The organism is Mesorhizobium sp. M1423, assembly GCF_040317575.1.
Classification (GTDB): Bacteria; Pseudomonadota; Alphaproteobacteria; order Rhizobiales; family Rhizobiaceae; genus Mesorhizobium.
The window spans coordinates 318,306-339,825 of the sequence record NZ_JAMYKU010000001.1 but is presented as its reverse complement, the minus strand read 5'-3'; the positions used below and the strand labels follow the sequence as shown (position 1 = coordinate 339,825).

Here is a 21,520-nt window from a genome sequence, read left to right as displayed (position 1 = left end):
TGATCAAGACCTGGAGGGCGGGGCCGGGAACTGCCAGCACCGAAGCCATAAGCAGCGGAACTTACGGCTCTTCCTGGAACAGGCTGATCTGCTGCTGCGCCAGGTCCTTCGGCGCGTCGAGGCCGAGATGCCGCCAGGCATTGGCCGCCAGCACGCGGCCGCGCGGCGTGCGCATGATAAAGCCTTGCTGGATCAGAAAGGGTTCGATGATGTCCTCGATGGCATCGCGCGGCTCGGAAAGCCCAGCGGCGATGGTTTCAATGCCGACTGGCCCGCCGCCGAAATTCCGGGCGATCATCGACAAATAGCGGCGGTCGAGCGCGTCGAGGCCGAGCCCGTCGACCTCCAGCCGCGTCAGCGCCTCGTCGGCGATCCTGCGGTCGACATGGCCGTCGCCGGCAACGCTGGCGAAGTCGCGCACCCGGCGCAACAGCCGGCCCGCGATGCGCGGCGTGCCGCGCGCCCGCCGGGCGATCTCCAAAGCACCGTCGTCACCGAGCGGCATGGCAAGGATGCGGGCGCCGCGCCGCACGATCTGCTCGAGTTCCTCGACGGAATAGAAATTGAGCCTGACCGGGATGCCGAAGCGGTCGCGCAGCGGGTTGGTCAACAGGCCGAGCCGGGTGGTGGCGGCGACGAGGGTGAAGCGGGCCAGGTCGATCTTGACCGAGCGCGCCGCCGGCCCCTCGCCGATGATCAGGTCGAGCTGGAAATCCTCCATCGCCGGATAGAGGATTTCCTCGACCGCCGGGTTGAGCCGGTGGATCTCGTCGATGAACAGCACGTCGCGGTCTTCGAGGTTGGTGAGCAGCGCCGCGAGATCGCCGGCCTTGGCGATGACCGGACCGGAGGTCGAGCGGAAATTGACGCCGAGCTCGCGCGCCATGATCTGCGCCAGCGTCGTCTTGCCGAGGCCGGGCGGGCCGACGAACAGCACATGATCGAGCGCTTCGCTGCGGCCCTTGGCGGCCTCGATGAAGACTTTGAGATTGGCCCGCACCGCCGCCTGGCCGACGAAGTCGCCGAGCGTCTGCGGCCGCAAGGTCTGCTCGGCATCCTCGCCGCGTTTGTCGGGAGCAATGAGGCGTGGCGAAAGGCTCATGCGAGCAGTTCCATACCGGGAATGGCCTTGGCAGCGCGCTGATCGAAGGTGACCGTGTGCGTGCAACCTAATTTTCGATTGTGCTCCGCAATCAACGCGTCGGCAAAGTCGACCTGCACTGAATTCGATCGTTCGAGCGCGATGACGATGGCATCGAAGTCTTCGAACTCCAGCGTCTTGATCTTGAGCAGCCTCTGGATCGCGGCCAGCACCTGTTCCTTGGGCTGCCTGTAGCGCGAAGCCAACGACCAGCTGAATTCGACCAGCACGATCAAGCTCACGAAGCCGGGCATTTCCAGACTGAGGCCGCGGCCGAACGCAAGCGCCTTCGCCCGCTGCTCCGGATCATCGTTGAGCACCATGCGAAGCAGAACGTTGGTATCGATGCCGATCGACGTCAAGCGGCACCCTCTTGTCCGTCATTTGGTCTATCCCCGACAACATGCCGGCCGACCGCATCCCGCACAGCGGCGTCGATTTCCTCCAGCGTAGCGGGACCGCCAGGCGGATCTCCCAAGAACCCGGCGAGGTCGGCAAATCCGAGGTTGCGCGGCGTTCCGATCAGGTAACCATCCATGACTGTCCAGGCGATCGTGTCGCCTGTCTTGAGCGACAAGGCGTCGCGGACGTCCTTTGGGATCGTAAGCTGTCCCTTGGAGGTCAGACTGGCATATGCGCCCATATTCTTACTCCTGGAGAAAATTCTTACCGATCACATAGTAGTCGGAATTTCACTTTCCAGCAACGTCTCACCGTGCCAGCTCCTTCAGCCCGAAGCGGATCAGCTTCGATGCGTCCGCTTCCTCGCCTGCCGTCTTCAGCGCCGCCGCCACCGCATTGGCGGCGGTGTCGCGCGAATAGCCGAGATTGACCAGCGCCGAGACGGCGTCTGTAATCGGCGCCGAAGCAACGCCCTCGCCGAGCTCCTGCCTCAGGCCGATGGTGCCGGAGGCAGTGCCCGCATAGGCCGGCGCCTTGTTCTTCAACTCGGTGACGATGCGCTCCGCCACCTTCTTGCCGACACCCGGCGCGCGGCTGACCATGGCGATATCGCGCAACGCAATCGCATTGGCGAGGTCGGCCGGCGCCAGCGTCGACAGGATTGCCAGCGCCACCTTGGCGCCGACGCCCTGCACATTGTTCATCAACAACCGGAACCATTCGCGCTCCAGCACCGACTGGAACCCATAGAGCCGCAGCATATCCTCGCGCACATAGGTCTCGATGAACAATATCACCGCCTCGCCGGGCGGCGGCAATGCGGCAAGCGTGCGCGCCGAGCAATAGGCGACATAGCCGACGCCATGCACGTCGACGATGCAGAAATCCTCGTCGATCTCGTCCAACGTGCCTTTTAGCTTGCCGATCATTTGAGCGTGCCGATCATGCCGGGTGGGTTTCCGGAGAGATGATATCGAGGTCCGGGAAATAACTGCGATAGCGCGCGGCATCGCGCGTCAGCAGGCGATGCCCAGCGACAACCGCATGGGCTCCAATAAAGAAATCCGGCAGCGCTCGTTCGCGGAGGCCGCCGGCGCGGCGATAGCGGGAGTGCGTGACACCAGCGAGGAAGGCCGCTTCCCACGGCAGGAGTTCACGCTCGATCTTGAGCATGTCGGCTGCTTGGCGAAGGGCCTGCTCCGTTGCAATCAGCGGCGCGAGTTCGGACCAGACGATTGTGTTGATGACAAGCGCGCCGTCGCGCCGGCATGCGGTGATCGCCGACGCCGACCATTTCCTCTCCTGTCCGGCAGGACCCCAAACGTCGATCAGGACATTTGTGTCAATCAATGTCGAGGTCTTCACGCGGGCCCCTCAGCCATTCCACATATTCGTCCGCCGTCATGCCCCCCAGATCCAGCGTACCAGCCATACGGCCGAGCATCTGGCTGAATCTGCGCGAGGCTTCCTCCTTCGACATGTTTTCGTCGACCGCAAGGACACGAGCACCGTCCTCGGTGGGGACGAACTCCACCTCCGAGCCCGGGCCGATACCCAGATGATCCCGTATTTCCTTCGGGATGGTCACTTGGCCCTTGGTGGTAACGCGCATGGTAATACCTCGTTGGTATTACTTATTGTTCACTGGAGAACAAGTCAAGAACAAACTTATTCGGCCAGCATCGCCATCCTGTAGGCGATGCTCTGCCTGTGATGCGCGTGACAGATGGCGATGGCCAGCGCATCGGCGGCGTCGTCGGTGTCGAAAGTCGCCTTCGGCATCAGCACCTTGACCATCATATGGATCTGCTTCTTGTCGCCATGGCCGACGCCGATCACCGCCTTCTTGACGGCGTTGGGCGCATATTCGGCAACGGCAAGGCCGGCGCGCGCCGGCACCAGCATGGCGATGCCGCGTGCCTGGCCGAGTTTCAGCGTCGCCGCGGCATCCTTGTTGACGAAGGTCTGCTCGACCGCCGCCTCGTGCGGCATCGTGGCATGCAGGATCTCGGCAAGCCCGTCATGCAATTGGCAAAGACGCACCGCCAGCGCCGCCTTGTCGTCGGACCGTACTGTGCCGGAAGCGACGAAGCGCAGCGAATTGCCAAGGCTTTCGACGATGCCCCAGCCGGTGCGCCTAAGCCCCGGATCGATGCCGATGATGCGAATCGCTTCCCCCATCCGCCAAGTCTACCTTCGGCGGGCAGCGATGCCAGCGAAATGTGAACAAACCAGAAACGGGGCTCGTGATGTCCACAAAGCCTCTGAGACCGTTTCGAAAGTCGCTCCGGCGAGTCATATGGTGGTGGTTTCGAGAACCGGAGCGCAACGGACATTTGGTCCGTGAGCCCACGCGTGATCCCGAGGGGATCATGCGCAATCAAAGTGCTGCAGTGTCCTTTGCGCGTCCAAAAGGACGCGGCGCTGCAGGTAAGCGGAGAAAACGCCGCCAGATGGCCGCTGGAGTAGAGTTTCCAAACGGTCTCTCAGCCGCGGGCGAAAGCCGTGTTGAGCAACGTGATCTGGTCGGAGACCGGATTGAGGCGACGGCTCGACTGAGGCACCTCGGCGAGGCCGCCATAGATCTCCTCGTCCATGCGGCGCACCAGCGCCTGCAGGCGCAGCGAGCGGTTGACGAGGTCGACGAAATCCGTCGGCAGCTCGGCCCAGCCGGGCGCCTCGTCATGCGCGGAGGCGGTGTCGAGACGCACCTTGGATTTTTCGGAAGCCACCTGATCGCGGGTCATCTCGCCGGAATTCGCCGCCCGCTGCAAAAGCAGCCACGAGGCGACCTGCATCAGCCTGGTGGTCAGCCGCATCGACTCGGCCGCATAAAGCGTCGCCGCCAGCCTCGACAGCTTCTTGGCCTCGGCGCGGCCCTTGCCGTCGAGATATTCGGCCGCCTGCTCGACCAAGCCCATGCCTTCCTGATAGAGGGGCTTGAAGGATTGGGAGAAAACCCGGCGCTCCGCCAGCTTGATGGTGTTCGCGCTCGCCTTCGAAGGCTCGTTCATCGCTGCGCCCCTGCACTTGCCTGACAGCCGGCCGATTCGGCTCTTGGCCGCCATATCCGGCAGCCTAAACGACTGAAGCTTGAAAATGCGCTTCGCTGCCGGCGAAGGCAAGCACATGTTTAACAAACGGTTAACGGCCGCATTTGGCCCAAGGGGCTCCATGCCGGCGAACAAAAAAAGAGCCGCGGATAAGGCGGCTCTCAGGAGTTTAACAGGGAGGCGTCAAACAAAGTGGCTCCAACCACTCGGTAAGAATCCAGATCACTGGATGGACATAGTAAACGCCTGTAAAGCTTAACAAAGCCTTAACGCAGGGCATATTTTTCGATCAAGCGCCCAGCATCTGTGCCGTAACAGCACAGATGGCCGGCTAAGCCGCCGCTCTCACCACCGGCTGGAAAGTGGGGGCGACGCGCTTGCGCCACGGTTCCTCCAGATCGTGACCGACATACCGAAACAGATCCGCTCGCCGCGCGACATCGTTCCGAAACAGGCGCCGCGCTAAACGCCCGCTCCTCGCAACGAGGCGGAGCAAAATTGCGCTCCGGCAATCATGAAAATTTCTCAAGGAGCGAACAATGGACTGGTACTCGGCCGTTAAATTTCTGCACATCGTCTCGGCGATCCTCTGGGTCGGCGGCGGCTTCACCCTGATGCTGCTTGCGGCACGCGCCGACCGCGCTGGAAACGTCGAAGGCATGTTGCAGGCGATGCGCGCCACTGGCGAGCTCGGTAACCGGTTCTTCGCGCCGATGTCGATGCTGACATTGCTCTTCGGCCTCATCATGTGCGGCTTCTGGGTCGGCTTTTCCGATTTGTGGGTGCTGATCGGCCTTGCCGGTTATGCGACGACCTTCTGCATCGGCATGTTCGTCTTCAAGCCGACTGCCGACCGCATGGCAGGCATGATCGCCAAGGATGGCGTGACGCCGGCGGTGCTTGCCCAGGGCCAGCGCGTCCTCAATGCCGCGCGCTTCGACTATTCGGTGATGCTGATGATCATCGCGGACATGGTGCTGAAGCCGACACTGCACGACATCACCATTCTTGGCTGCATGGCGTTCGTGCTGGCAACCGGCGCTGCTCTCGCGCTTGGCAGGACGCGGCCGCTGCTGCCGAGTGCCGCCTGAGGTTTAAGGAATCCGGCGGCGGCCGCCTGGGGCCGCCGTCTTACAGAAGGCCGGCGATGCCGTCCCACAGAAGCTTGACCGCGACGACCGCCACGGTCGCATAGGTGAAGGGATAGAACAGCTCCGGCCGCATCCGCCGCACCAGCCAGGCGCCGGCGATTGTCGACAGCGGCGCCAGCGGCATCAGCACCGCCGACGCGGTCAAATTGGTGGTGTCGAACTGGCCGAGCGCGAAATAGGGGATGAGCTTCAGTGCATTGGTGACGGCGAAGAAGATCGCCGCGGTGCCGGACAGCACCTTCGGATCCAGCCTGATCGGCAACGCATAGACCTGAAAAGGCGGGCCGCCGACATGGGCGACGAAGCTGGTGAACCCGGCAACGGTACCCCAGAAGCCGGCGGCAACGCGGTTGGGCTCCGCCGCGTGGCCGGCACCGTGGCGGAGTTGCAAATAGAGCCAGCGCAGCACGAAGATCAGGGCGACCGCGCCGACGATCAGCCGGACCATCTCTTCGGTTACAAGTGCCGCCGTCAGCCAGCCAAGGGCAATGCCGATCACGGCACCCGGCATCATGTCGGCCAGCATCTTGCGGTCGAAGATACCCCACCATGTCCACACCGAGACAATGTCCATCAGGCACAGAATTGGCAGAAGAATTGCGGCAGCCTGAACCGGCGGCATGGTCAGCGCCATCAATGGCACGCCGACAAAGCCGACGGCGCCGCCGAAGCCGCCTTTCGACAGGCCGACGAGGATGACGGCCGGCAGGGCCGCGGCATAGAACCAGGGATCGATGAGCAGGCCTGACATGGGGAAAGGAGGCTGGAGGGAAAGTTGAACTCTGGAATAGACCAGAAATGGCCAGACCGCGACCGCAAATACGTGGGCCACGCCACCGGAGCCCGTCACATGTTTGGCATGTCGAGCGGCGGCGGGCGTCTCCGGATCGGCTGCGCCTTGATGATGGCGGTGCTGGTTTCGGCCTTGTCGGCGATGCGGTCGAGAATCCCGTCGAGCTCGCCGATCGAGCGGACGAACAGCCGGGCAACGAAGCAGTCATCGCCCGTCACCTTGTCGCATTCGCCGAATTCCGGGATTTCCTCGATCAGCTTCTGGACGATGTGCAGCTTACCGGGCAACGGCCGGATGCGAACGATCGCCTGCAAGGCGTAGCCGAGCGCCTGCGGATCGATGTCGATGGTGAACGCGCGAATGACGCCGCGATCCTCAAGCCGCCGAAGCCGCTCCGAAACGCTTGGTGACGACAACCCGACCTGCAGCGCCAGTTCCTTCAGCGAGGTCCGTGAATCCCTGACCAGGATATCGAGGAGCTTTCTATCGAGCTCGTCCAGCATTTTACAATTCCAAGAAAAAGCCGATGTTTACCTAATTAAATTAGGTTCGTTCTGCATATCACCAGCTACAAGTCATGGAAAGGCCCGATCCGCCGTGGGATTATAAAATCTCAACGGGTTTCAGGAGCATCCATGGACAACACGGTACGCGGCACGATCGAAATGACTGCGGCGATGGCGATCCTCGGCACGATCGGCTGGTTCGTCGTCCTGTCCGGCCAACCCATCATGGACGTGGTGTTCTGGCGCTGCGCCTTCGGTGCGGTAACGCTGCTGGTTATCTGCACGGCGCTGGGACTGCTGCGCGGCAGGCTGTCGCTTCGCATTGTCGCGATCGCGGCTCTCGGCGGTGCTGCCATCGTTATCAACTGGCTGCTGCTGTTCAGCGCGTTTTCCCGCGCGTCGATCTCGATCGCCACGGCTGTCTACAATACGCAGCCCTTCATGCTGGTCGGTTTTGGCGCGCTCTTCTTCTCCGAACGGCTGACGGTGACCAAGCTGACCTGGCTCGGCATCGCCTTCGCCGGCATGCTGCTGATCGTGCAGGCCGCGCCCGATGCAGGCGATCATGGTACGGATTACTTTACCGGCATTGCGATGGCGCTGGCCGCGGCTTTCTTCTGGGCCGTTGCGGCTATCGTCACCAAGAAGCTCAAAGGCACGCCACCACACCTGATCGCCCTGATCCAGGTCTGCGTCGGCGTTCTCATGCTGGCACCCTTCGCCAATCTCACGCACCTTCCCGTCGATGCGCGGAGCTGGGTCATGCTGGCGACGCTCGGCATCGTCCACACCGGCCTGATGTACATCCTCATGTACGGCGCCATCCAGAAGCTGCCGACGCATCTGCAGGGATCGCTCTCCTTCATCTATCCAGTCGTCGCCATCCTCGTCGACGTCGTCGCCTTCGGCCACCGGCTGCATCCGGCGCAGATCGCCGGCGCCGCCGCCATCCTGGTCGCCGCCGCCGGCATGAACCTCGGCTGGTCGCTGTGGAAATCGAAGGTGCCTGCGTAGGGCCGCAAGCGACCAGGCGAGGAGAATTTCGGCCAACGGCAGCCATGCTGCCGAGCCCGATAGAATCTTGACGGCAATCGTGATCCCGCTGCCGCCTGTTCAATCCCCGCACTTTGCTCTATGCCGCAATGCAACCATCTTCGCCCGGCATAGGCGATAACCGGGACCGAACACCAATGAATGACGCAACGCCCCCCAACCGCTGCCGTATCGTGCTGATCGCGCCGCCGAACGTGCCGGCCGAGCGCATCGCCGCAGCCTTCGACGGCGGTGACGTCGCCTCGCTGATCCTGCCGGAAAACGGCATGGACGAGGCCGCCTTCCAGGCCTTTGCCGAGCAGATCGTGCCGGTGGCGCAAGCGGCCGGCATTGCCGTCATCATTGCTGGCGACACCCGCATCGCCGGCCGCGTCCAGGCCGACGGCATCCATGTCGAGGTCGGCAAGGACGAGCTCGCCGAAGCGATCGAACACTTCCAGGCCAGGATGATGGTCGGCACCGGCGGCGCCAAGACCCGCGACGACGCGCTGGAACTTGGCGAGGTCAGGCCCGATTATATTTTCTTCGGTCGCTTCGGCTACGACAACAAGCCGGAGCCGCATCCCCGCAACCTGTCGCTCGGGCAATGGTGGGCGGACGTGATCCAGATCCCTTGCATCGTCATGGCCGGATCCGATCTTGCCTCGGTGGAAGCTGTCGCCGCCACCGGTGCCGAATTCGTGGCGCTTTCCAGCGCGGTTTTCGCCGGCGACGTCGATCCGAAGACGGCGGTTGCCACCGCCAACGCGCTGCTCGACGAAACCGCACCGCGCTTCGAGGACTGACGTGCTCTCTCGGACGATCCTTTTCAGCGCTTTTCTCGCAACGGCCGTAACCCAGGCGATAGCGGCGGAACCCGTTCCGCTGCCGCAGCCGAGGCCGGATTCCAGCGAGCCTGCCGACAAGCCGTTTCTCCCACCATTGCCGCAGCCCGCCACCACGGCCCCTTTGCCGTCGGCCGATACCATCAACCCCGACCGCTTCGGCGCAAAACCGTCCGACGCCGCCTACGGCGCCTTTCAGCGCGGCCTCTACAAGACGGCCTACAACCTTGCGATTTCCCGTGCTCAAAACGGCGATCCGGCGGCACAGACGCTGGTGGCCGAGATATTGTCGCGCGGCCTCGGCGTGCCGGTCGACGCGGCAGGGGCGGCGAAGTGGTATGCGCTTGCCGCCGAGCAGGGCATCCCGGAATCGCAATTCCAGTATGCGCTGATGCTGCTCGATGGCCGCTACGTCAAAAAGGACGAGAAGGAGGCCTATGCGCTGATGCAGGCCGCCGCCGAAGCCGGCAACCGCCTGGCGCAGTTTAATTTTGCCCAGCTGATGGTCGAACAGGAGCCCGGCGATGCCGGTATTGCCAAAGCCGTATCCTATTACGAGCGCGCCGCCGCGACCGGGCTTGCCGACGCACAATATGCGATGGCACAGGTCTACGCCAATGGCGCCGGCGGCAAGCCGCGCGACGATGTCCGCGCCCGCGGCCTGCTGGCACAGGCTGCGCGGCAGAACTACGACACGGCGCAGATCGATCTCGCCACCTGGATGATCGAGGGGCGCGGCGGCGCCCGCGACCTGAAATCGGGCTTTAACTGGATGAAGCAGGCCGCAGAAGGCGGCAACGTCGCCGCCCAGAACCGTCTCGCCAAGCTCTACATGAACGGCATCGGCACCGATCCGGATCTGATCCTCGCCGGCGCCTGGTATGTTGTCGCCCGCCGCGCTGGGCTCATCGACCAAGAGATGGACGATTTCCTGCAGGGCCTGACCGACGAGCAGACGCAGCAGGCGCTGCAACGGGCCAATCGCCTGCCCTGACTGTGATCTCGCGACTCATTGCACCCGGACTCGCAAGCGCGAGGCTCATTGCGTATGATCGAGCACGACCTTGCCGAAGGGCGAGCCGTGTTCAAGGTACCGAAAGGCTTCGGCGGCCTGGGTCCACGGTACGACCCGGTCGATCACCGGTCTCAATCGGTTGACGACAATGGCGCGGTTCATCGCCTCGAAGGATTCGCGTGAGCCCACCGGTATGCCTCGCGCCCTGACCTGCCGGCGGAAGATGTCGAGCGGGTTGATGGCGCCGTCACTGCCGCCGAGATAGCCGATGACGTTGATCTGGGCGCCGCGCGCCGCTGCCCTCAGCGATTGTGTAAAACTGTGCGGTCCGCCAACCTCGATGATATGGTCGGCGCCGCGCCCATCCGTCAATCCCAACACGGCCGATGCCCAGTCGGGGACGCTGCGATAGTTCACGCCATCATGCGCGCCCAGTTGCTTTGCCCGTGCAAGTTTCTCGTCGCTGCTCGACGTCACGATGACGCGCGCCCCGGCAGCGGCGGCGAATTGCATCGCAAACAAGGAAACGCCGCCGGTGCCGAGACAAAGTACGGTGTCGCCGGGCTTGACGCTGCCCTCTGTAAACAGCGCGTGCCATGCCGTCACGCCGGCGCAGGGCAGCGTCGCCGCCTCGAAGTCGCTCAGATTGGCCGGCGCCAGCACCGCCGCCTGTTCATCGAGCCGAGCAAATTCGCTGAGCAGCCCGTCGATCGGGCCGCCACGTTGATAGGAGGGCTCGGCCATCGCGAAACTGCCGCCGACCCAGCGCTGCCAGAACGTGCCGCAGACCCGGTCGCCGATCTGGAACCTGCTGACCTCGGCGCCGACGGCTACGACTTCGCCGAGGCCGTCCGACAGCGGCACCAGCGGCAATGCAAACTTCGTGTGATAGCTGCCGCGGACGATCTCGGCATCGCGGTAGTTCAGCGCCGTCGCCTTCACCTTCACAATCATCTCTTGGCGCCCTGGTTCAGGCATCGGCCGCTCGACCATTCTGAGATTCTCGAGGCCGCCCGGGCTCTGCAATTCGATCGCTTTCATCGTGTTCCTTCTCTGCTGGTCCTGCCGGAGGAAAATCGCTTGCCATCCATCGGATTTCAAATTCATAATGTTCAGCATAATTATGCCTCTCTGACATGTTCAGGTGTCTCGTGCTCGAAGAACTGAAAACACTGGCCCTCTTTGCCGAGGAGGGTTCGATTCAGAAGGTGGCTCGACGCCTGCCGTTGACGCAGCCGGCCGTCACCCGCCAGATCCAGCGGCTGGAGGAGATGCTCGGCACGGAATTGCTCGACCGCCGGCTAAAGCCGTCGCGACTGACCCCGGCCGGCGTAGAGGTGCTGGCACGCGGCAAGGACATTCTCGCCGCCGTCGACGCGCTGCGATCATTCGCCAGGGGCAACGAGCCGGAGGGTCTGCTGCGGCTCGGCCTCGCCCATGGACTTTGCGACAAAGCCGTGGCCGCCGCCATTGCTGATGCCGTGGCGCGGTTTCCGAAGGTTTCGCTCCGTCTGAAGAGCGGTTGGAGCCTTGAGCTGGCCGACCAGCACAAGCGCGGACAGCTCGACCTCGCCTTCATCCTGGACGGCGGCAATTCCAAAACTGGCGACGGCGTTGTCGGAACCGAGCCCCTCGCCATCATCGCCGCCGAAAACACCGGCCGGCAAGCCGACGTCAAGACCATGCCCTGGGTTCTCAGTCCTGAACCTTGCGACGCGCGTCGGCGGCTGGCGGCTGCCCTTGCCGAGGGCGGCCACAGGTTGATGGTCGGCGCCGAGATTCAGGACAGCGCGCTGCAGATCGACTGGGTTCGTCGAGGCCAAGGCCTTGGCCTGCTGCCCAAGCGGCTGCTGCAGGAAAAGCTGCCGGAGGGCATTGCCCTGGTCGACGCTCCCGGCCTCGAGCTGTCGCTGCGAATTGTCGTCTTGCGTTCGCCGCACCTGCATCTTTTAACAGAGGTAGCCGACGCCGTGACCGAGGCCGTAACCGCCATCGTCAGGACGGACTGAGCCTGCCGCGCCGCGCTGCCGGGCGAGCTTCGTTCCCGCTTCATCGGAAGGCGCTCCTTGCCTCTGTTGGCGATTTGTGGTCTTGGAGGCGCCAAATTGCCCTTTGCGGCGATCATCTCATTTCCGGATCACCTCACCATGGCCAAGATCAATGGCAACGAAATCCGTCCCGGCAACGTCATCGAGCATGATGGCGGCCTTTGGGTGGCGGTCAGGACCAACACCGTCAAGCCCGGCAAGGGCGGCGCCTACAACCAGGTCGAGCTCAAGAACCTGATCAACGGCACCAAGCTCAACGAGCGCTTCCGTTCGGCCGAGACGGTCGAGCAGATCCGGCTCGATCTGAAGGATTTTTCCTTCCTCTACGAGCAGGGCGACGCGCTGGTGTTCATGGACACCGAAAGCTACGAGCAGCTCGAATTGCAAAAGGAGTTCGTCGGCGATCGCGCCGCCTTCCTGCAGGACGGCATGATGGTGACGGTCCAGCTCTATGACGAAAGGCCGATCGGCATTTCGCTGCCCGACCAGGTGACGCTGACCATCACCGAGGCCGACCCGGTGGTGAGGGGCCAGACGGCAGCCTCGTCTTACAAGCCGGCGATTCTCGAAAACGGCATCCGCGTGCTGGTGCCGCCGTTCATCGGCTCGGGCGAGCGCATCATCGTCGACACCAACGAAATCACTTACGTGCGCCGCGCCGACTGAGGCGTGATCCCAAAAAGTGGCAGACTTTTTGGATAAGATCATGCGTCAAAGCAAATAGGCGCAGCGACAGGAAGAAGAGCAATGGCGCGTTCCGCGATCCTCAATGTCATGGTCCAGGCCGCAATGAAGGCTGGCCGCTCGCTGTCGCGCGATTTCGGCGAAGTGCAGAACCTGCAGGTCTCGATGAAGGGCCCGGGCGACTATGTCAGCCAGGCCGACCGCAAGGCCGAAGACATCGTCTTTGCCGAACTGTCCAAGGCGCGGCCCGGCTACGCCTTCCTGATGGAGGAACGCGGCGTGATCGAGGGCGACGACGGCCAGCACCGCTGGATCGTCGATCCGCTCGACGGCACCACCAATTTCCTGCACGGCATTCCGCTCTTCGCTATCTCGATCGCGCTGGAGCGCCAGGGCCAGATCGTCGCCGGCGTCATCTACAATCCGGCGATGGACGAGCTCTATACCGCCGAGCGTGGCGGCGGCGCCTTCATGAACGATCGCCGGTTGCGCGTCGCCGGCCGCACCAAGCTGGTCGATGCGGTGATCGGCTGCGGCGTGCCGCATCTCGGGCGTGGCCAGCACGGCAATTTCCTTGTCGAGTTGCGCAATGTCATGGCCGAGGTCTCGGGCGTGCGCAGCCTCGGCTCCGCCTCGCTCGATCTCGCCTACGTCGCCGCCGGCCGCATGGACGGTTTTTGGGAAATCGGCCTGTCGGCCTGGGATATTGCCGCCGGCATGTTGCTGATCCGCGAGGCGGGCGGCTTCGTCTCCGATTTTGCCGGCGGCCAGGACATGCTGACCGCCGGTTCGGTCGTTGCCGGCAACGAACTCATGCAACGCGCGCTGTTGAAGACGGTGAAGAAGCCGCTCCCAGCGCGCTGATATAGTCGCGCCGCGCTGAAGCGCCGCAGTCGCAAAACCGCAACCAAAGCTTGAAATACTGTCCCGCGGCCGCCCAGATAAGGCGACGCAGGATCATCGATGACGAACAGCCGGCCCACATCCCAGAGCGAATTATCCCAGCTCGACATCCCCTTCATGGGGCGCTGGCATTACTCGCGCGCCGAGATCATCGCCGACGGTATCGTCCACGCCGTGGGCATCGTGCTGGCGATCGCTGCCGGCTCGACGCTGCTGGCACTGGCCGCCTATCGAACCGGCCCCGGCGAATATGTCGCCGCCGCCTTCTATGTGGTCTCGCTGCTCACCGTGCTGTCGGTTTCGCTGGCCTATAATCTGTGGCCGGTATCGTCGCCGGCGAAATGGATATTGCGGCGCTTCGACCATGCGGCGATCTACCTGCTGATCGCTGCGACCTACACGCCGTTCCTTGCCCAGCTCGGCGGCTCGCCGCTGGCTGTTTCGATGATCGTCCTGGTTTGGATCGCCGCGACGGTCGGCATCGCCATCAAGGTCTTTCTCCCCGGCCGTTTCGACCGGCTGGCAATCGTGTTCTATCTCGCCATCGGCTGGAGCGGCATCGTTCTGGTGGAGCCGCTCCTACGGACGCTGCCGGCGACATCGATCGCCCTCATCGTTGCCGGCGGCATCGTCTATTCCTGTGGCGTGATCTTCTTCGCCTGGAAAGGCCTGCGCTTCCACAATGCGCTGTGGCACGGCTTTGTCGTCACCGGCGCCGGCCTGCATCTGGCCGCCATGGTCGACTGCCTGGTCATCAACCGGCTTTGACCTCCGGTCGCGGACAGTGGCAATATTGCCAAGCGCCATTCAATTTCGTCACAATTCCGTTTAGAGTCGCAAACACAATGTGATCGGCGGCGATGGCATCGGAAACGGGGCACGGATGACTTTACTCAGATCCTTCGGCATGGGCAGGCGCTCCGACGTTCTGATCTACGACCCGCACAAATTGTCGAGCCCGCAGGTCTTTCTGCTGACCATGGTGATCTTTCTGTTCATCGTGGCCTTTATCGCCGCCATCCTGACCCGCCAGATCTCGACCGCCTTCGTCACCAATCCCGGCCTCAACGGCCTGATCATCGGCGTGCTGGCGGTCGGCATCCTGCTGGCCTTCGTCCAGGTCGGCCGGTTGTTCCGCGAGGTGCGCTGGGTCAATTCGTTCCGCGCCGGTTCCGAAACCACCGAACCCGTGCTGCTGGCGCCGATGAAGGCGATGATCGGCCGCTCCTCGACGATTGCCTTCTCGACCAGTTCGATGCGCACCATGCTGGATTCGATCGCCACCCGCCTCGACGAAAGCCGCGACACCTCGCGCTACCTTGTCGGGCTGCTGGTGTTCCTCGGCCTGCTCGGCACCTTCTGGGGCCTGCTCAACACGATCGGCTCGATCCGCGAAACCATCGAGTCGCTCGATCCCGGCACCGGCGACGCAGCGGCCGTGCTCGAATCCCTGAAGCAGGGGCTTTCCGCCCCTTTGGCCGGCATGGGCACCGCTTTCTCGTCGTCTCTGTTCGGCCTGTCCGGCTCGCTGGTGCTCGGCTTCCTCGACCTGCAGGCCGGCCGCGCCCAGACGCGCTTCTATACCGAGCTCGAGAACTGGCTGTCCTCGGTCACCGACCTGTCCTCCGACATCGTCGTTGCCGACGCGGCCAAGAGCGAACCCTCCGATGAAATCCGTCTGTTGTCGGAAAAGCTGCGCACCCTGCAGGAGAATGGCGGCGGCTCCAATCCGCGCGTCGCCACCGCCATGGCCAATCTCGCCGACGGCATTTCTGGCCTGGTCAAGAACATGCGCTCGGAACAGCAGATCATGCGCGACTGGGTCGAGGCCCAGTCCGACGAGCAGAAGGCGATGCGCAACACCCTGGAGAAGATCGCCGACGCCTTGAAGAAACCTGGAGTGCATTGACGTGGCGTTGGCACGAGGCCGGCGCTCCGACCGCCGCATCGATTACTGGCCGGGCTTCGTCGATGCGCTGTCGACGCTGCTGTTGGCGATCATGTTCCTGCTCACGGTTTTCGTGCTGGCGCAGTTCCTGCTCGGCCGCGAGATCTCCGGCAAGGACACGGTGCTCAACCGCCTCAACTCCCAGATCAATGAGTTGACCCAGCTCCTGGCGCTGGAGCGCTCGACGACGCAGGACAAGGAGGACACCCTTGCCAATTTGCAGGCCTCGCTGTCTGCATCGGAGGCGGAAAAGAGCCGGCTCGAACAATTGCTGGCGCAAGGCGCTGGCGCCGGCGACGCCGCCAACCAGCGCGCAACGGCACTTTCCGGCGAGCTCGACAGCCAGCGCCAGATCAGTCAACAGGCACTGAGCCAGGTTGAAATCCTCAACCAGCAGATCGCGGCGCTACGCAGGCAGATCGGAGCGCTCGAAGAAGCGCTCAACGTGTCCGAAACGCGCGATCGCGAGTCCAACACCAAGATTGCCGATCTCGGCCGCCGCCTCAACGTCGCGCTGGCGCAACGCGTGCAGGAACTGAACCGCTACCGCTCCGATTTCTTCGGCCGCTTACGTGAAATTCTCGCCGACCGCGAGAACATCCGCATCGTCGGCGACCGCTTCGTCTTCCAGTCGGAAGTGCTTTTCCCGACCGGCTCCGAAGTGATCAACGATGCAGGCAAGGTCGAAATGAAGAAGCTCGCCGATGCCATCATCGAATTGCAGAAGGAGATCCCGCCGGAGATCAACTGGGTGCTGCGCGTCGACGGCCACACCGACAACAAGCCGCTCTCCGGCACCGGCCGCTACCGCGACAATTGGGAATTGTCGACGGCGCGCTCGACGTCGGTGGTCAAGTTCCTGATCGAGAACGGCGTCCCGGCCAACCGGCTGGTCGCGGCCGGCTTCGGCGAATTCCAGCCGCTCGACCCCGCCGATACCGAAGAGGCGCGCAACAAGAACCGCCGCATCGAGCTGAAGCTGACCGAGCGGTGATCTGCAAGCCTTTGGCTCGTTACATGCACCGGATCGAGCCGGCTCAAGTCGGCGGCATCTAGGGCACTGGTGCGGCAGCGGCAAGAGCTGAAAAAATTACCTTTTTTTAATTACACTTTGCCACCACCACCTTTTAGCCTTGGTCATGGGCCGAGAACCGCCGGCGGTGGAACCGCTCATCGCGACGCGACGGAACCTGACGGCCCGCGGCCGGAAGGCGGGCCCCTCCCAACCACCGCCTTCCCCAGTAAAGGAGACGCAACCATGCGCTTCTTCGCTCCCAGGAACCTCAGGACTGCTACGTTCGCCACACTTCTCCTCGCCGTTCCGTTTGCTGGCGCTTACGCCGGCCCGCGTGTGACGGCCTTGATCAATCAGATCCAGAGCGTGGAGACGGGTATCCAGGGCGCCATCCGGGCGAACAAGCTCGAGCCGGGCGAGGCGCGTGACTTGCGCACGCAGGTCGCTCAACTCGATCGGGCCGCCCAGAGGGCCGCGCGCGAGGGAACGATGCCGAGCACGCAATATCAGCAGTTGCTGGCGCAGCTCGACGATGTCAGCCAAAAGCTACGCGCTGATACCGGCAGTGCCTTCCTCATCGGCAACGGCGGCGATGGCGGATACTATCCTAACGGCTACGGCCCAAACTATCCAGGCGGCTGAGATCGGCCGCAGCGCCCGGCGCTGTGGCAATTGATTTTGCGTATGATCCTTTTCCAGTTTTCGGTTCAGGGATCATGCGCTAGCCCAACGCCAGCGCAATCAGCGCCAGCATTGCCGGCACTGTCTGGATGAACAGGATTTTACGGCCCACCGTCGCCGCGCCGTAGAGACCGGCGACGGCGACGCAGAGCAGGAAGAAGACTTTGAACTGGAAACCGGCTTCGCCGAGGTAAAGCCCCCAGATCAGCCCAGCTGCGAGAAAACCGTTGTAAAGTCCCTGATTGGCCGCAAGCACTTTCGAGGCACTGGCGAATTCCGGCGTCAGCTTGAATACCATGTGGCCGCGCGGCGTGTCCCACAGCACCGTCTCCAGATAGACGATGCAGAGGTGGATCACGGCCACCAGCCCGACCAGCACATTGGCGATCATATCTCGTCTCCCCCATTGCGGTCTGCCGCCGCCGACGACATTGATCACGCACGCCACGCTTCCGCAAGATGCCGTTCGGCCGTTGCGGCCGGCAGTCAATGCATCGGTCGCAGACGGTCTTCAGGGGTTGCCAACACTTTTGCATTGGTATCTTTTCCCGCCGTCAAATCAGCGGAACCCACCATGTCCTTTCAAAAACTCGACGACCTCGGCCACAAGCTCGAAGCGCTGGAACATGCCCTCGCCATTCTCGGCGCCGACGAGGCGACCCATATGGCGGTCGGCGGCGGCGAGAAGCGCGCCGAGGCGATGTCGGCGCTTGCCGGCATGCACCACACCCAGGCGACTGCGCCGGAGATTGCCGACTGGATCGCGGCGGCCGAGCAGGAGGCGTTGAACGAAGAGCAGCAGGCCGCGGTCAGGGAATTCCGCCGGCAGTACACCAACCTGACCTGCCTGCCGGTCGAGTTCGTCGAGCGCCAGACGACTGTACGCATGCGCTCCGAGCAGCTCTGGCGCGACCTGCGCGCCAAGAACGACTGGGCCGGCTTCCTGCCGGCACTCGAAGGCGTCGTGGCGCTGGTCCGCGAGGAGGCGACACTTCGCGCCGAGGTGCTCGGGCTCGAGCCTTATGACGCGCTGATGGAGCAATATGATCCGGGCAATCGCGCCGCCGACATCACGCCGGTGTTTGCCGAGTTGAAGACTTTCCTGAAAGGTTTCGTGCCGGAGGCACTGGCCGTGCAGGAGGAGCGGCTGGCGAAACATCCGCTGAAGCCGCTTTCCGGCAGCTATCCCTTGGACAAGCAGCGCGAACTCGGCCTCGCCATGATGGCGGCAGTCGGCTTCGACCTCACCCACGGCTCGCTGTCGGTTTCGCACCATCCCTTCTGCGGCGGCGTGCCGAGCGACGTGCGCATCACCACCCGCTACAAGACCTCGGATTTCCTGTCGGCGTTGATGGGCGTGCTGCACGAGACCGGCCATGCGCTGTACGAGCAGAACCTGCCGAAGGCGTGGGCACACTGGCCGCTCGGCAGAGCGCGCGGCATGGCGGTGCATGAAAGCCAGAGCCTGTTCGTCGAAAAGCAGATCGGCCGCAATCCAGAATTCTGGCGCTGGGCGCTGCCGGTGGTCGAAAGGCACCTCGGCGAGAGCTGGACGATCGACGACATCCTGCCGCATGTGCACCGGGTCGAGCGCGGCCTGATCCGCGTCGATGCCGACGAGGTCACCTATCCGCTGCACGTCATCCTGCGCTACGAGCTGGAGCAGGAGCTTGTCTCGGGGCGGCTTGAGGCAGCCGACCTGCCCGAGGCCTGGGATGCCAAGATGCGCGATTATCTCGGCCTGCCGACATCAGACAATCCGGCTGATGGTCCGATGCAGGACGTCCACTGGCCGGGTGCCGCCTTCGGCTATTTCCCCTCCTACACGCTGGGCGCCATGATGGCGGCGCAGCAATGGGCGGCGCTGACCAGAGATCATCCTTCAGCCGACGAAGACCTCGCCAAGGGAGATTTCGCCGCGATCAACGACTGGCGCCGCAAAAGGATCTGGTCGCAAGGCTCGCGCTGGTCGACGCCGGAACTGCTCGAACGCGCCACCGGCGAAAAGCTCAATGCCGTGCATTTCACCGATCACCTGAAGAAGCGGTACGGTAACTGAGTCGCTTCGTCTGTTCCTGGTTCTTGCTGCGGTGACCGCAGAAATCCGCGAAACTGGCCTTTACTTTGGTGGGAAAGCCTCTGAAAAAGGAGTTCTTCCAAGTTGGGCGAGCGTAGATGTCTGCCTGTTACAGTTTTCATGGGATGAAGTCTTTCTGGCCCCGCTTGGTATTTTTCATCTTGTTGATCGGCCTGAGTTCTCCGGCCATGTCCGACGACATGGTTCTCAAGGGCCCCGCGGAAAGCTGGGTAACGCAGGTTGATATTCCGGCTGCCGATCCCACCCGATCGGATCAAATCAAGAATGGCGTTTCATGGCTGCTCTCGGACGACCAGATCAAGCATCGCGCCGGCGGCTATGTCGAGTACTCGCGCACAGTCTATAGAATCGTTGACCGTCCCGGGCTGGATCGAGGCGCGAGTATCGATCTGCAATTCGATCCGTCCCGGCACAATGTCACGCTCAACCATCTTCACATCATCCGCGACGGCGCCGTTTTGGACCGGCTGGAAGACGTCGAATTCGACATCTTCCGCAGGGAAAGAGATGCCGAGAAAGGCGTCTTCGACGGCTGGCTGACAGCACATGTCAACATCGATGACGTGCGCGCCGGCGACATCGTTGATTACGGATCGACCTATGAAATAACGCCGCTCGTCGGCAAGGATCTCTTCTTCAAGAATTTCTCCACCGAATGGGAAGAGCCGGTAGCGCTTATCCGCACGAGCATCATTTGGCCTTCGGGCCAGCCGCTCGAGACCAAGACAAGGGGAACCCAACTCAAGCCTTCGATCTCGTCGACAGGGCCGGACACGACCTATCTGTGGGAAATTCCAAACCCGAAACCGGTCAATGTCGAGGACAACCTGCCCGTGACATATCCAGGCTGGGGCTCTATCGATGTCGCATCGACCGCGAATTGGCAAAGTGTGGTCGATGCTGTTGCGCCCTATTACAAGCCAGCGACCGTTTTTCCCTCGGCTTTTGCCGCAAAGCTCGACGACATCGCACTGCGGCATCCCGTGCCCGAAGACCGGATGGTCGAGGCAATGCGGTTGGTGCAGGACCAGATCCGCTATGTAAGCCTGTCGATGGGTGCCGGTTCCTACATTCCGCGTGATCCCGCGACCGTCATCCTGAGCGGGTTTGGTGACTGCAAGGACAAGGCACTGCTGCTGGTTTCTTCGCTTGTGCGGCTTGGCATTGCTGCCGAGGTTGCCCTGGCCGATCTCGACGAAGGGCGGGCCCTGGACCAGCATCTGCCGGCGCTTCGCGATTTCGACCATGCCATCGTCAAGGCGAGGATCGGAACAAAGACATATTGGCTGGATGCTACCGACTATCTTCAGGGCGGCAAGGCGCCCAATCTCGCACAGTCGGACTACGGCTTCGCGCTGCCGCTTTCCAGCACCGGCGGATTGGAGACGATGCCGAGTCCTGTGCTTACCAGCCCATCGATCCAGATCGCCGAGGACTTCGATTTTCCGCGGAAACCGGGCGATCCCCTCGTGCTGACGGTCTTCTCGACATATCAGGACGCCGATGCCGATTGGATGCGCGGCAATTTGGCCAGCCGGTCGCTGAGCGAGGTGTCGGACGCCTACCTGAAATACTACAACAAGCAATATCCGGGCATCCAAACCGTCGCCAAGCCGGAAATCGTGGATCGCCGCGACGACAACATAGTGAGCGTGAAGGAAAGTTATCGCTTGCCGGCAGAGGCGCTGGCGGCCAACGATCTGGCAAAGAATTTCCCGATCCGCGCGGCCGATCTCGGCAACAACTCTCTTCCAACCCCGACAATCGTCGACCGAACCGGGCCAGTCTCCATCGGCCCCCAGTTCTACCGGCGTCACAAGATAACGGTGCGCAACCTCAAGGCGAGGTTTTCCGGCGAGTCGATGAAAAACGTCGTGACGCCCTATCTGTCTCTCAAGGCGTCCTGGTCCAACACGCCCACCGAATTTCAAGTCGAATGGAACTTTCAGAGCCTGGCAACTGAAGTGCCGGCCAAGGCGATTGCCGACTATCTGAAAACCGTCGATGACGTCGCGGACGAAATCCGGTGGCAGTACGATTTTACCTATGAAGAGCCGCCTGCCGATGTGCAGCGCAGCGATCCGGCAAAGGAGCAGCGACAGACCGTCGCCAGCATGCTTTTGTTGTCGTTGCTTGTCGGCGTTCCCCTGTTCATCGCCTATCGACGCGGCAAAGGCCGTGCTTTCGGTAGCTGAAGAATCCCGG

25 protein-coding genes are annotated in these 21,520 nt (G+C 62.8%); 13 read left to right on the top strand and 12 right to left on the bottom strand.

Annotation, left to right across the window (positions count from 1 at the left end; genetic code table 11):
• Positions 1-61: 61 nt before the first annotated feature.
• From ruvB to rcdA, 8 genes are all read right to left on the bottom strand, one after another.
• Complete coding sequence (gene ruvB / locus NKG95_RS01760; RefSeq protein ID WP_352494158.1) at positions 62-1,102, bottom strand: Holliday junction branch migration DNA helicase RuvB; 1,041 nt, start codon at positions 1,100-1,102, stop codon at positions 62-64.
• Positions 1,099-1,503 (bottom strand): type II toxin-antitoxin system VapC family toxin, encoded by a 405-nt coding sequence (locus tag NKG95_RS01755; protein WP_352494157.1) that lies wholly within the window; start codon positions 1,501-1,503, stop codon positions 1,099-1,101. Before NKG95_RS01755 ends, ruvB begins: the two co-directional genes overlap by 4 nt.
• Entirely contained in the window at positions 1,500-1,784 is a 285-nt protein-coding gene (locus NKG95_RS01750) for an AbrB/MazE/SpoVT family DNA-binding domain-containing protein (RefSeq protein WP_352494156.1), read from the bottom strand. The genes NKG95_RS01755 and NKG95_RS01750 overlap by 4 nt, the downstream gene beginning before the upstream one ends.
• Before the next feature lie 67 nt (positions 1,785-1,851).
• Positions 1,852-2,472: a Holliday junction branch migration protein RuvA gene (gene ruvA / locus NKG95_RS01745; protein ID WP_352494155.1), complete on the bottom strand. Its 621-nt coding sequence runs from the start codon at positions 2,470-2,472 to the stop codon at positions 1,852-1,854.
• 13 nt (positions 2,473-2,485) lie between these two features.
• Entirely contained in the window at positions 2,486-2,908 is a 423-nt protein-coding gene (locus tag NKG95_RS01740) for a type II toxin-antitoxin system VapC family toxin (protein WP_352640139.1), read from the bottom strand.
• Positions 2,886-3,155, bottom strand: a complete 270-nt coding sequence (locus NKG95_RS01735) for an AbrB/MazE/SpoVT family DNA-binding domain-containing protein (RefSeq protein WP_353039799.1) — start codon at positions 3,153-3,155, stop codon at positions 2,886-2,888. Before NKG95_RS01735 ends, NKG95_RS01740 begins: the two co-directional genes overlap by 23 nt.
• Positions 3,156-3,211: 56 nt before the next feature.
• Complete coding sequence (gene ruvC / locus NKG95_RS01730; protein WP_352480921.1) at positions 3,212-3,724, bottom strand: crossover junction endodeoxyribonuclease RuvC; 513 nt, start codon at positions 3,722-3,724, stop codon at positions 3,212-3,214.
• 305 nt (positions 3,725-4,029) lie between these two features.
• Positions 4,030-4,557, bottom strand: a complete 528-nt coding sequence (rcdA, locus tag NKG95_RS01725; RefSeq protein WP_023719617.1) for a protease adaptor protein RcdA — start codon at positions 4,555-4,557, stop codon at positions 4,030-4,032.
• Positions 4,558-5,135: 578 nt separating this feature from the next.
• Here rcdA and NKG95_RS01720 point away from each other — a divergent pair.
• Positions 5,136-5,687, top strand: a complete 552-nt coding sequence (locus tag NKG95_RS01720; protein ID WP_353039797.1) for a DUF2269 family protein — start codon at positions 5,136-5,138, stop codon at positions 5,685-5,687.
• A 40-nt stretch (positions 5,688-5,727) separates the two neighbouring features.
• Here the strand turns inward: NKG95_RS01720 and NKG95_RS01715 are convergent, their stop codons facing one another.
• Positions 5,728-6,498, bottom strand: coding sequence for a sulfite exporter TauE/SafE family protein (locus tag NKG95_RS01715; protein WP_353039795.1), 771 nt, complete (start codon positions 6,496-6,498; stop codon positions 5,728-5,730).
• A gap of 95 nt (positions 6,499-6,593) precedes the next feature.
• A complete protein-coding gene (locus NKG95_RS01710; RefSeq protein WP_023719620.1) occupies positions 6,594-7,043 on the bottom strand; it encodes an Lrp/AsnC family transcriptional regulator in 450 nt (149 codons plus the stop codon).
• A 132-nt stretch (positions 7,044-7,175) separates the two neighbouring features.
• Here NKG95_RS01710 and NKG95_RS01705 point away from each other — a divergent pair, with 132 nt between their 5' ends.
• The 3 genes from NKG95_RS01705 (at position 7,176) to NKG95_RS01695 (ending at position 9,917) form a co-directional block, all read left to right on the top strand.
• On the top strand, positions 7,176-8,060 hold the full coding sequence (locus NKG95_RS01705) for a DMT family transporter (RefSeq protein WP_352588241.1): 885 nt from the start codon (positions 7,176-7,178) through the stop codon (positions 8,058-8,060).
• Between the two features lie 176 nt (positions 8,061-8,236).
• Complete coding sequence (locus NKG95_RS01700; RefSeq protein WP_353020171.1) at positions 8,237-8,884, top strand: thiamine phosphate synthase; 648 nt, start codon at positions 8,237-8,239, stop codon at positions 8,882-8,884.
• Position 8,885: 1 nt separating this feature from the next.
• On the top strand, positions 8,886-9,917 hold the full coding sequence (locus NKG95_RS01695; protein ID WP_023719623.1) for a tetratricopeptide repeat protein: 1,032 nt from the start codon (positions 8,886-8,888) through the stop codon (positions 9,915-9,917).
• A gap of 45 nt (positions 9,918-9,962) precedes the next feature.
• On the opposite strand, the gene NKG95_RS01690 is transcribed toward NKG95_RS01695, so the two are convergent.
• Positions 9,963-10,979, bottom strand: coding sequence for a zinc-dependent alcohol dehydrogenase family protein (locus NKG95_RS01690; protein ID WP_353039793.1), 1,017 nt, complete (start codon positions 10,977-10,979; stop codon positions 9,963-9,965).
• Between the two features lie 110 nt (positions 10,980-11,089).
• Here NKG95_RS01690 and NKG95_RS01685 point away from each other — a divergent pair, with 110 nt between their 5' ends.
• The 7 genes from NKG95_RS01685 to NKG95_RS01655 all read left to right on the top strand — a co-directional run bounded on the left by NKG95_RS01685 (position 11,090) and on the right by NKG95_RS01655 (position 17,178).
• The gene (locus tag NKG95_RS01685) at positions 11,090-11,947 is read left to right on the top strand and encodes a LysR family transcriptional regulator (protein WP_353039791.1); all 858 of its coding nucleotides are present in this window, start codon (positions 11,090-11,092) and stop codon (positions 11,945-11,947) included.
• Positions 11,948-12,085: 138 nt separating this feature from the next.
• On the top strand, positions 12,086-12,652 hold the full coding sequence (gene efp / locus NKG95_RS01680) for an elongation factor P (RefSeq protein ID WP_023678016.1): 567 nt from the start codon (positions 12,086-12,088) through the stop codon (positions 12,650-12,652).
• An 81-nt stretch (positions 12,653-12,733) separates the two neighbouring features.
• The gene (locus NKG95_RS01675; protein WP_023719626.1) at positions 12,734-13,534 is read left to right on the top strand and encodes an inositol monophosphatase family protein; all 801 of its coding nucleotides are present in this window, start codon (positions 12,734-12,736) and stop codon (positions 13,532-13,534) included.
• Positions 13,535-13,633: 99 nt separating this feature from the next.
• Complete coding sequence (gene trhA, locus NKG95_RS01670) at positions 13,634-14,341, top strand: PAQR family membrane homeostasis protein TrhA (protein WP_023719627.1); 708 nt, start codon at positions 13,634-13,636, stop codon at positions 14,339-14,341.
• A gap of 115 nt (positions 14,342-14,456) precedes the next feature.
• A complete protein-coding gene (locus NKG95_RS01665; protein WP_023719628.1) occupies positions 14,457-15,482 on the top strand; it encodes a MotA/TolQ/ExbB proton channel family protein in 1,026 nt (341 codons plus the stop codon).
• Position 15,483: 1 nt separating this feature from the next.
• Positions 15,484-16,515, top strand: coding sequence for a peptidoglycan -binding protein (locus NKG95_RS01660; protein ID WP_352480924.1), 1,032 nt, complete (start codon positions 15,484-15,486; stop codon positions 16,513-16,515).
• A 264-nt stretch (positions 16,516-16,779) separates the two neighbouring features.
• Positions 16,780-17,178, top strand: a complete 399-nt coding sequence (locus NKG95_RS01655; RefSeq protein WP_353039789.1) for a hypothetical protein — start codon at positions 16,780-16,782, stop codon at positions 17,176-17,178.
• A 79-nt stretch (positions 17,179-17,257) separates the two neighbouring features.
• Here NKG95_RS01655 and NKG95_RS01650 read toward each other — a convergent pair whose 3' ends face one another.
• Positions 17,258-17,608, bottom strand: coding sequence for a DUF1304 domain-containing protein (locus NKG95_RS01650; protein ID WP_352480926.1), 351 nt, complete (start codon positions 17,606-17,608; stop codon positions 17,258-17,260).
• Positions 17,609-17,791: 183 nt separating this feature from the next.
• Between NKG95_RS01650 and NKG95_RS01645 the strand changes: the two genes are divergently transcribed.
• Together NKG95_RS01645 and NKG95_RS01640 are read left to right on the top strand one after the other, a co-directional pair.
• Positions 17,792-19,276 (top strand): carboxypeptidase M32, encoded by a 1,485-nt coding sequence (locus NKG95_RS01645; RefSeq protein WP_353039787.1) that lies wholly within the window; start codon positions 17,792-17,794, stop codon positions 19,274-19,276.
• Between the two features lie 206 nt (positions 19,277-19,482).
• A complete protein-coding gene (locus NKG95_RS01640) occupies positions 19,483-21,510 on the top strand; it encodes a DUF3857 domain-containing protein (protein WP_353039785.1) in 2,028 nt (675 codons plus the stop codon).
• Positions 21,511-21,520: the final 10 nt, after the last annotated feature.

Bases quoted from the DNA above. Each gene is read 5' to 3' on its own strand.
- NKG95_RS01715 (WP_353039795.1), bottom strand. From the start codon at position 6,498: ATGTCAGGCCTGCTCATCGATCCCTGGTTCTATGCCGCGGCCCTGCCG.
- NKG95_RS01720 (WP_353039797.1), top strand. From the start codon at position 5,136: ATGGACTGGTACTCGGCCGTTAAATTTCTGCACATCGTCTCGGCGATC.
- NKG95_RS01640 (WP_353039785.1), top strand. From the start codon at position 19,483: ATGTCCGACGACATGGTTCTCAAGGGCCCCGCGGAAAGCTGGGTAACG.
- ruvA (WP_352494155.1), bottom strand. From the start codon at position 2,472: ATGATCGGCAAGCTAAAAGGCACGTTGGACGAGATCGACGAGGATTTC.
- ruvC (WP_352480921.1), bottom strand. From the start codon at position 3,724: ATGGGGGAAGCGATTCGCATCATCGGCATCGATCCGGGGCTTAGGCGC.
- NKG95_RS01705 (WP_352588241.1), top strand. From the start codon at position 7,176: ATGGACAACACGGTACGCGGCACGATCGAAATGACTGCGGCGATGGCG.
- NKG95_RS01665 (WP_023719628.1), top strand. From the start codon at position 14,457: ATGACTTTACTCAGATCCTTCGGCATGGGCAGGCGCTCCGACGTTCTG.
- NKG95_RS01650 (WP_352480926.1), bottom strand. From the start codon at position 17,608: ATGATCGCCAATGTGCTGGTCGGGCTGGTGGCCGTGATCCACCTCTGC.
- efp (WP_023678016.1), top strand. From the start codon at position 12,086: ATGGCCAAGATCAATGGCAACGAAATCCGTCCCGGCAACGTCATCGAG.
- NKG95_RS01735 (WP_353039799.1), bottom strand. From the start codon at position 3,155: ATGCGCGTTACCACCAAGGGCCAAGTGACCATCCCGAAGGAAATACGG.
- NKG95_RS01645 (WP_353039787.1), top strand. From the start codon at position 17,792: ATGTCCTTTCAAAAACTCGACGACCTCGGCCACAAGCTCGAAGCGCTG.
- NKG95_RS01690 (WP_353039793.1), bottom strand. From the start codon at position 10,979: ATGAAAGCGATCGAATTGCAGAGCCCGGGCGGCCTCGAGAATCTCAGA.
- NKG95_RS01750 (WP_352494156.1), bottom strand. From the start codon at position 1,784: ATGGGCGCATATGCCAGTCTGACCTCCAAGGGACAGCTTACGATCCCA.
- trhA (WP_023719627.1), top strand. From the start codon at position 13,634: ATGACGAACAGCCGGCCCACATCCCAGAGCGAATTATCCCAGCTCGAC.
- NKG95_RS01700 (WP_353020171.1), top strand. From the start codon at position 8,237: ATGAATGACGCAACGCCCCCCAACCGCTGCCGTATCGTGCTGATCGCG.
- NKG95_RS01655 (WP_353039789.1), top strand. From the start codon at position 16,780: ATGCGCTTCTTCGCTCCCAGGAACCTCAGGACTGCTACGTTCGCCACA.
- ruvB (WP_352494158.1), bottom strand. From the start codon at position 1,102: ATGAGCCTTTCGCCACGCCTCATTGCTCCCGACAAACGCGGCGAGGAT.
- rcdA (WP_023719617.1), bottom strand. From the start codon at position 4,557: ATGAACGAGCCTTCGAAGGCGAGCGCGAACACCATCAAGCTGGCGGAG.
- NKG95_RS01710 (WP_023719620.1), bottom strand. From the start codon at position 7,043: ATGCTGGACGAGCTCGATAGAAAGCTCCTCGATATCCTGGTCAGGGAT.
- NKG95_RS01675 (WP_023719626.1), top strand. From the start codon at position 12,734: ATGGCGCGTTCCGCGATCCTCAATGTCATGGTCCAGGCCGCAATGAAG.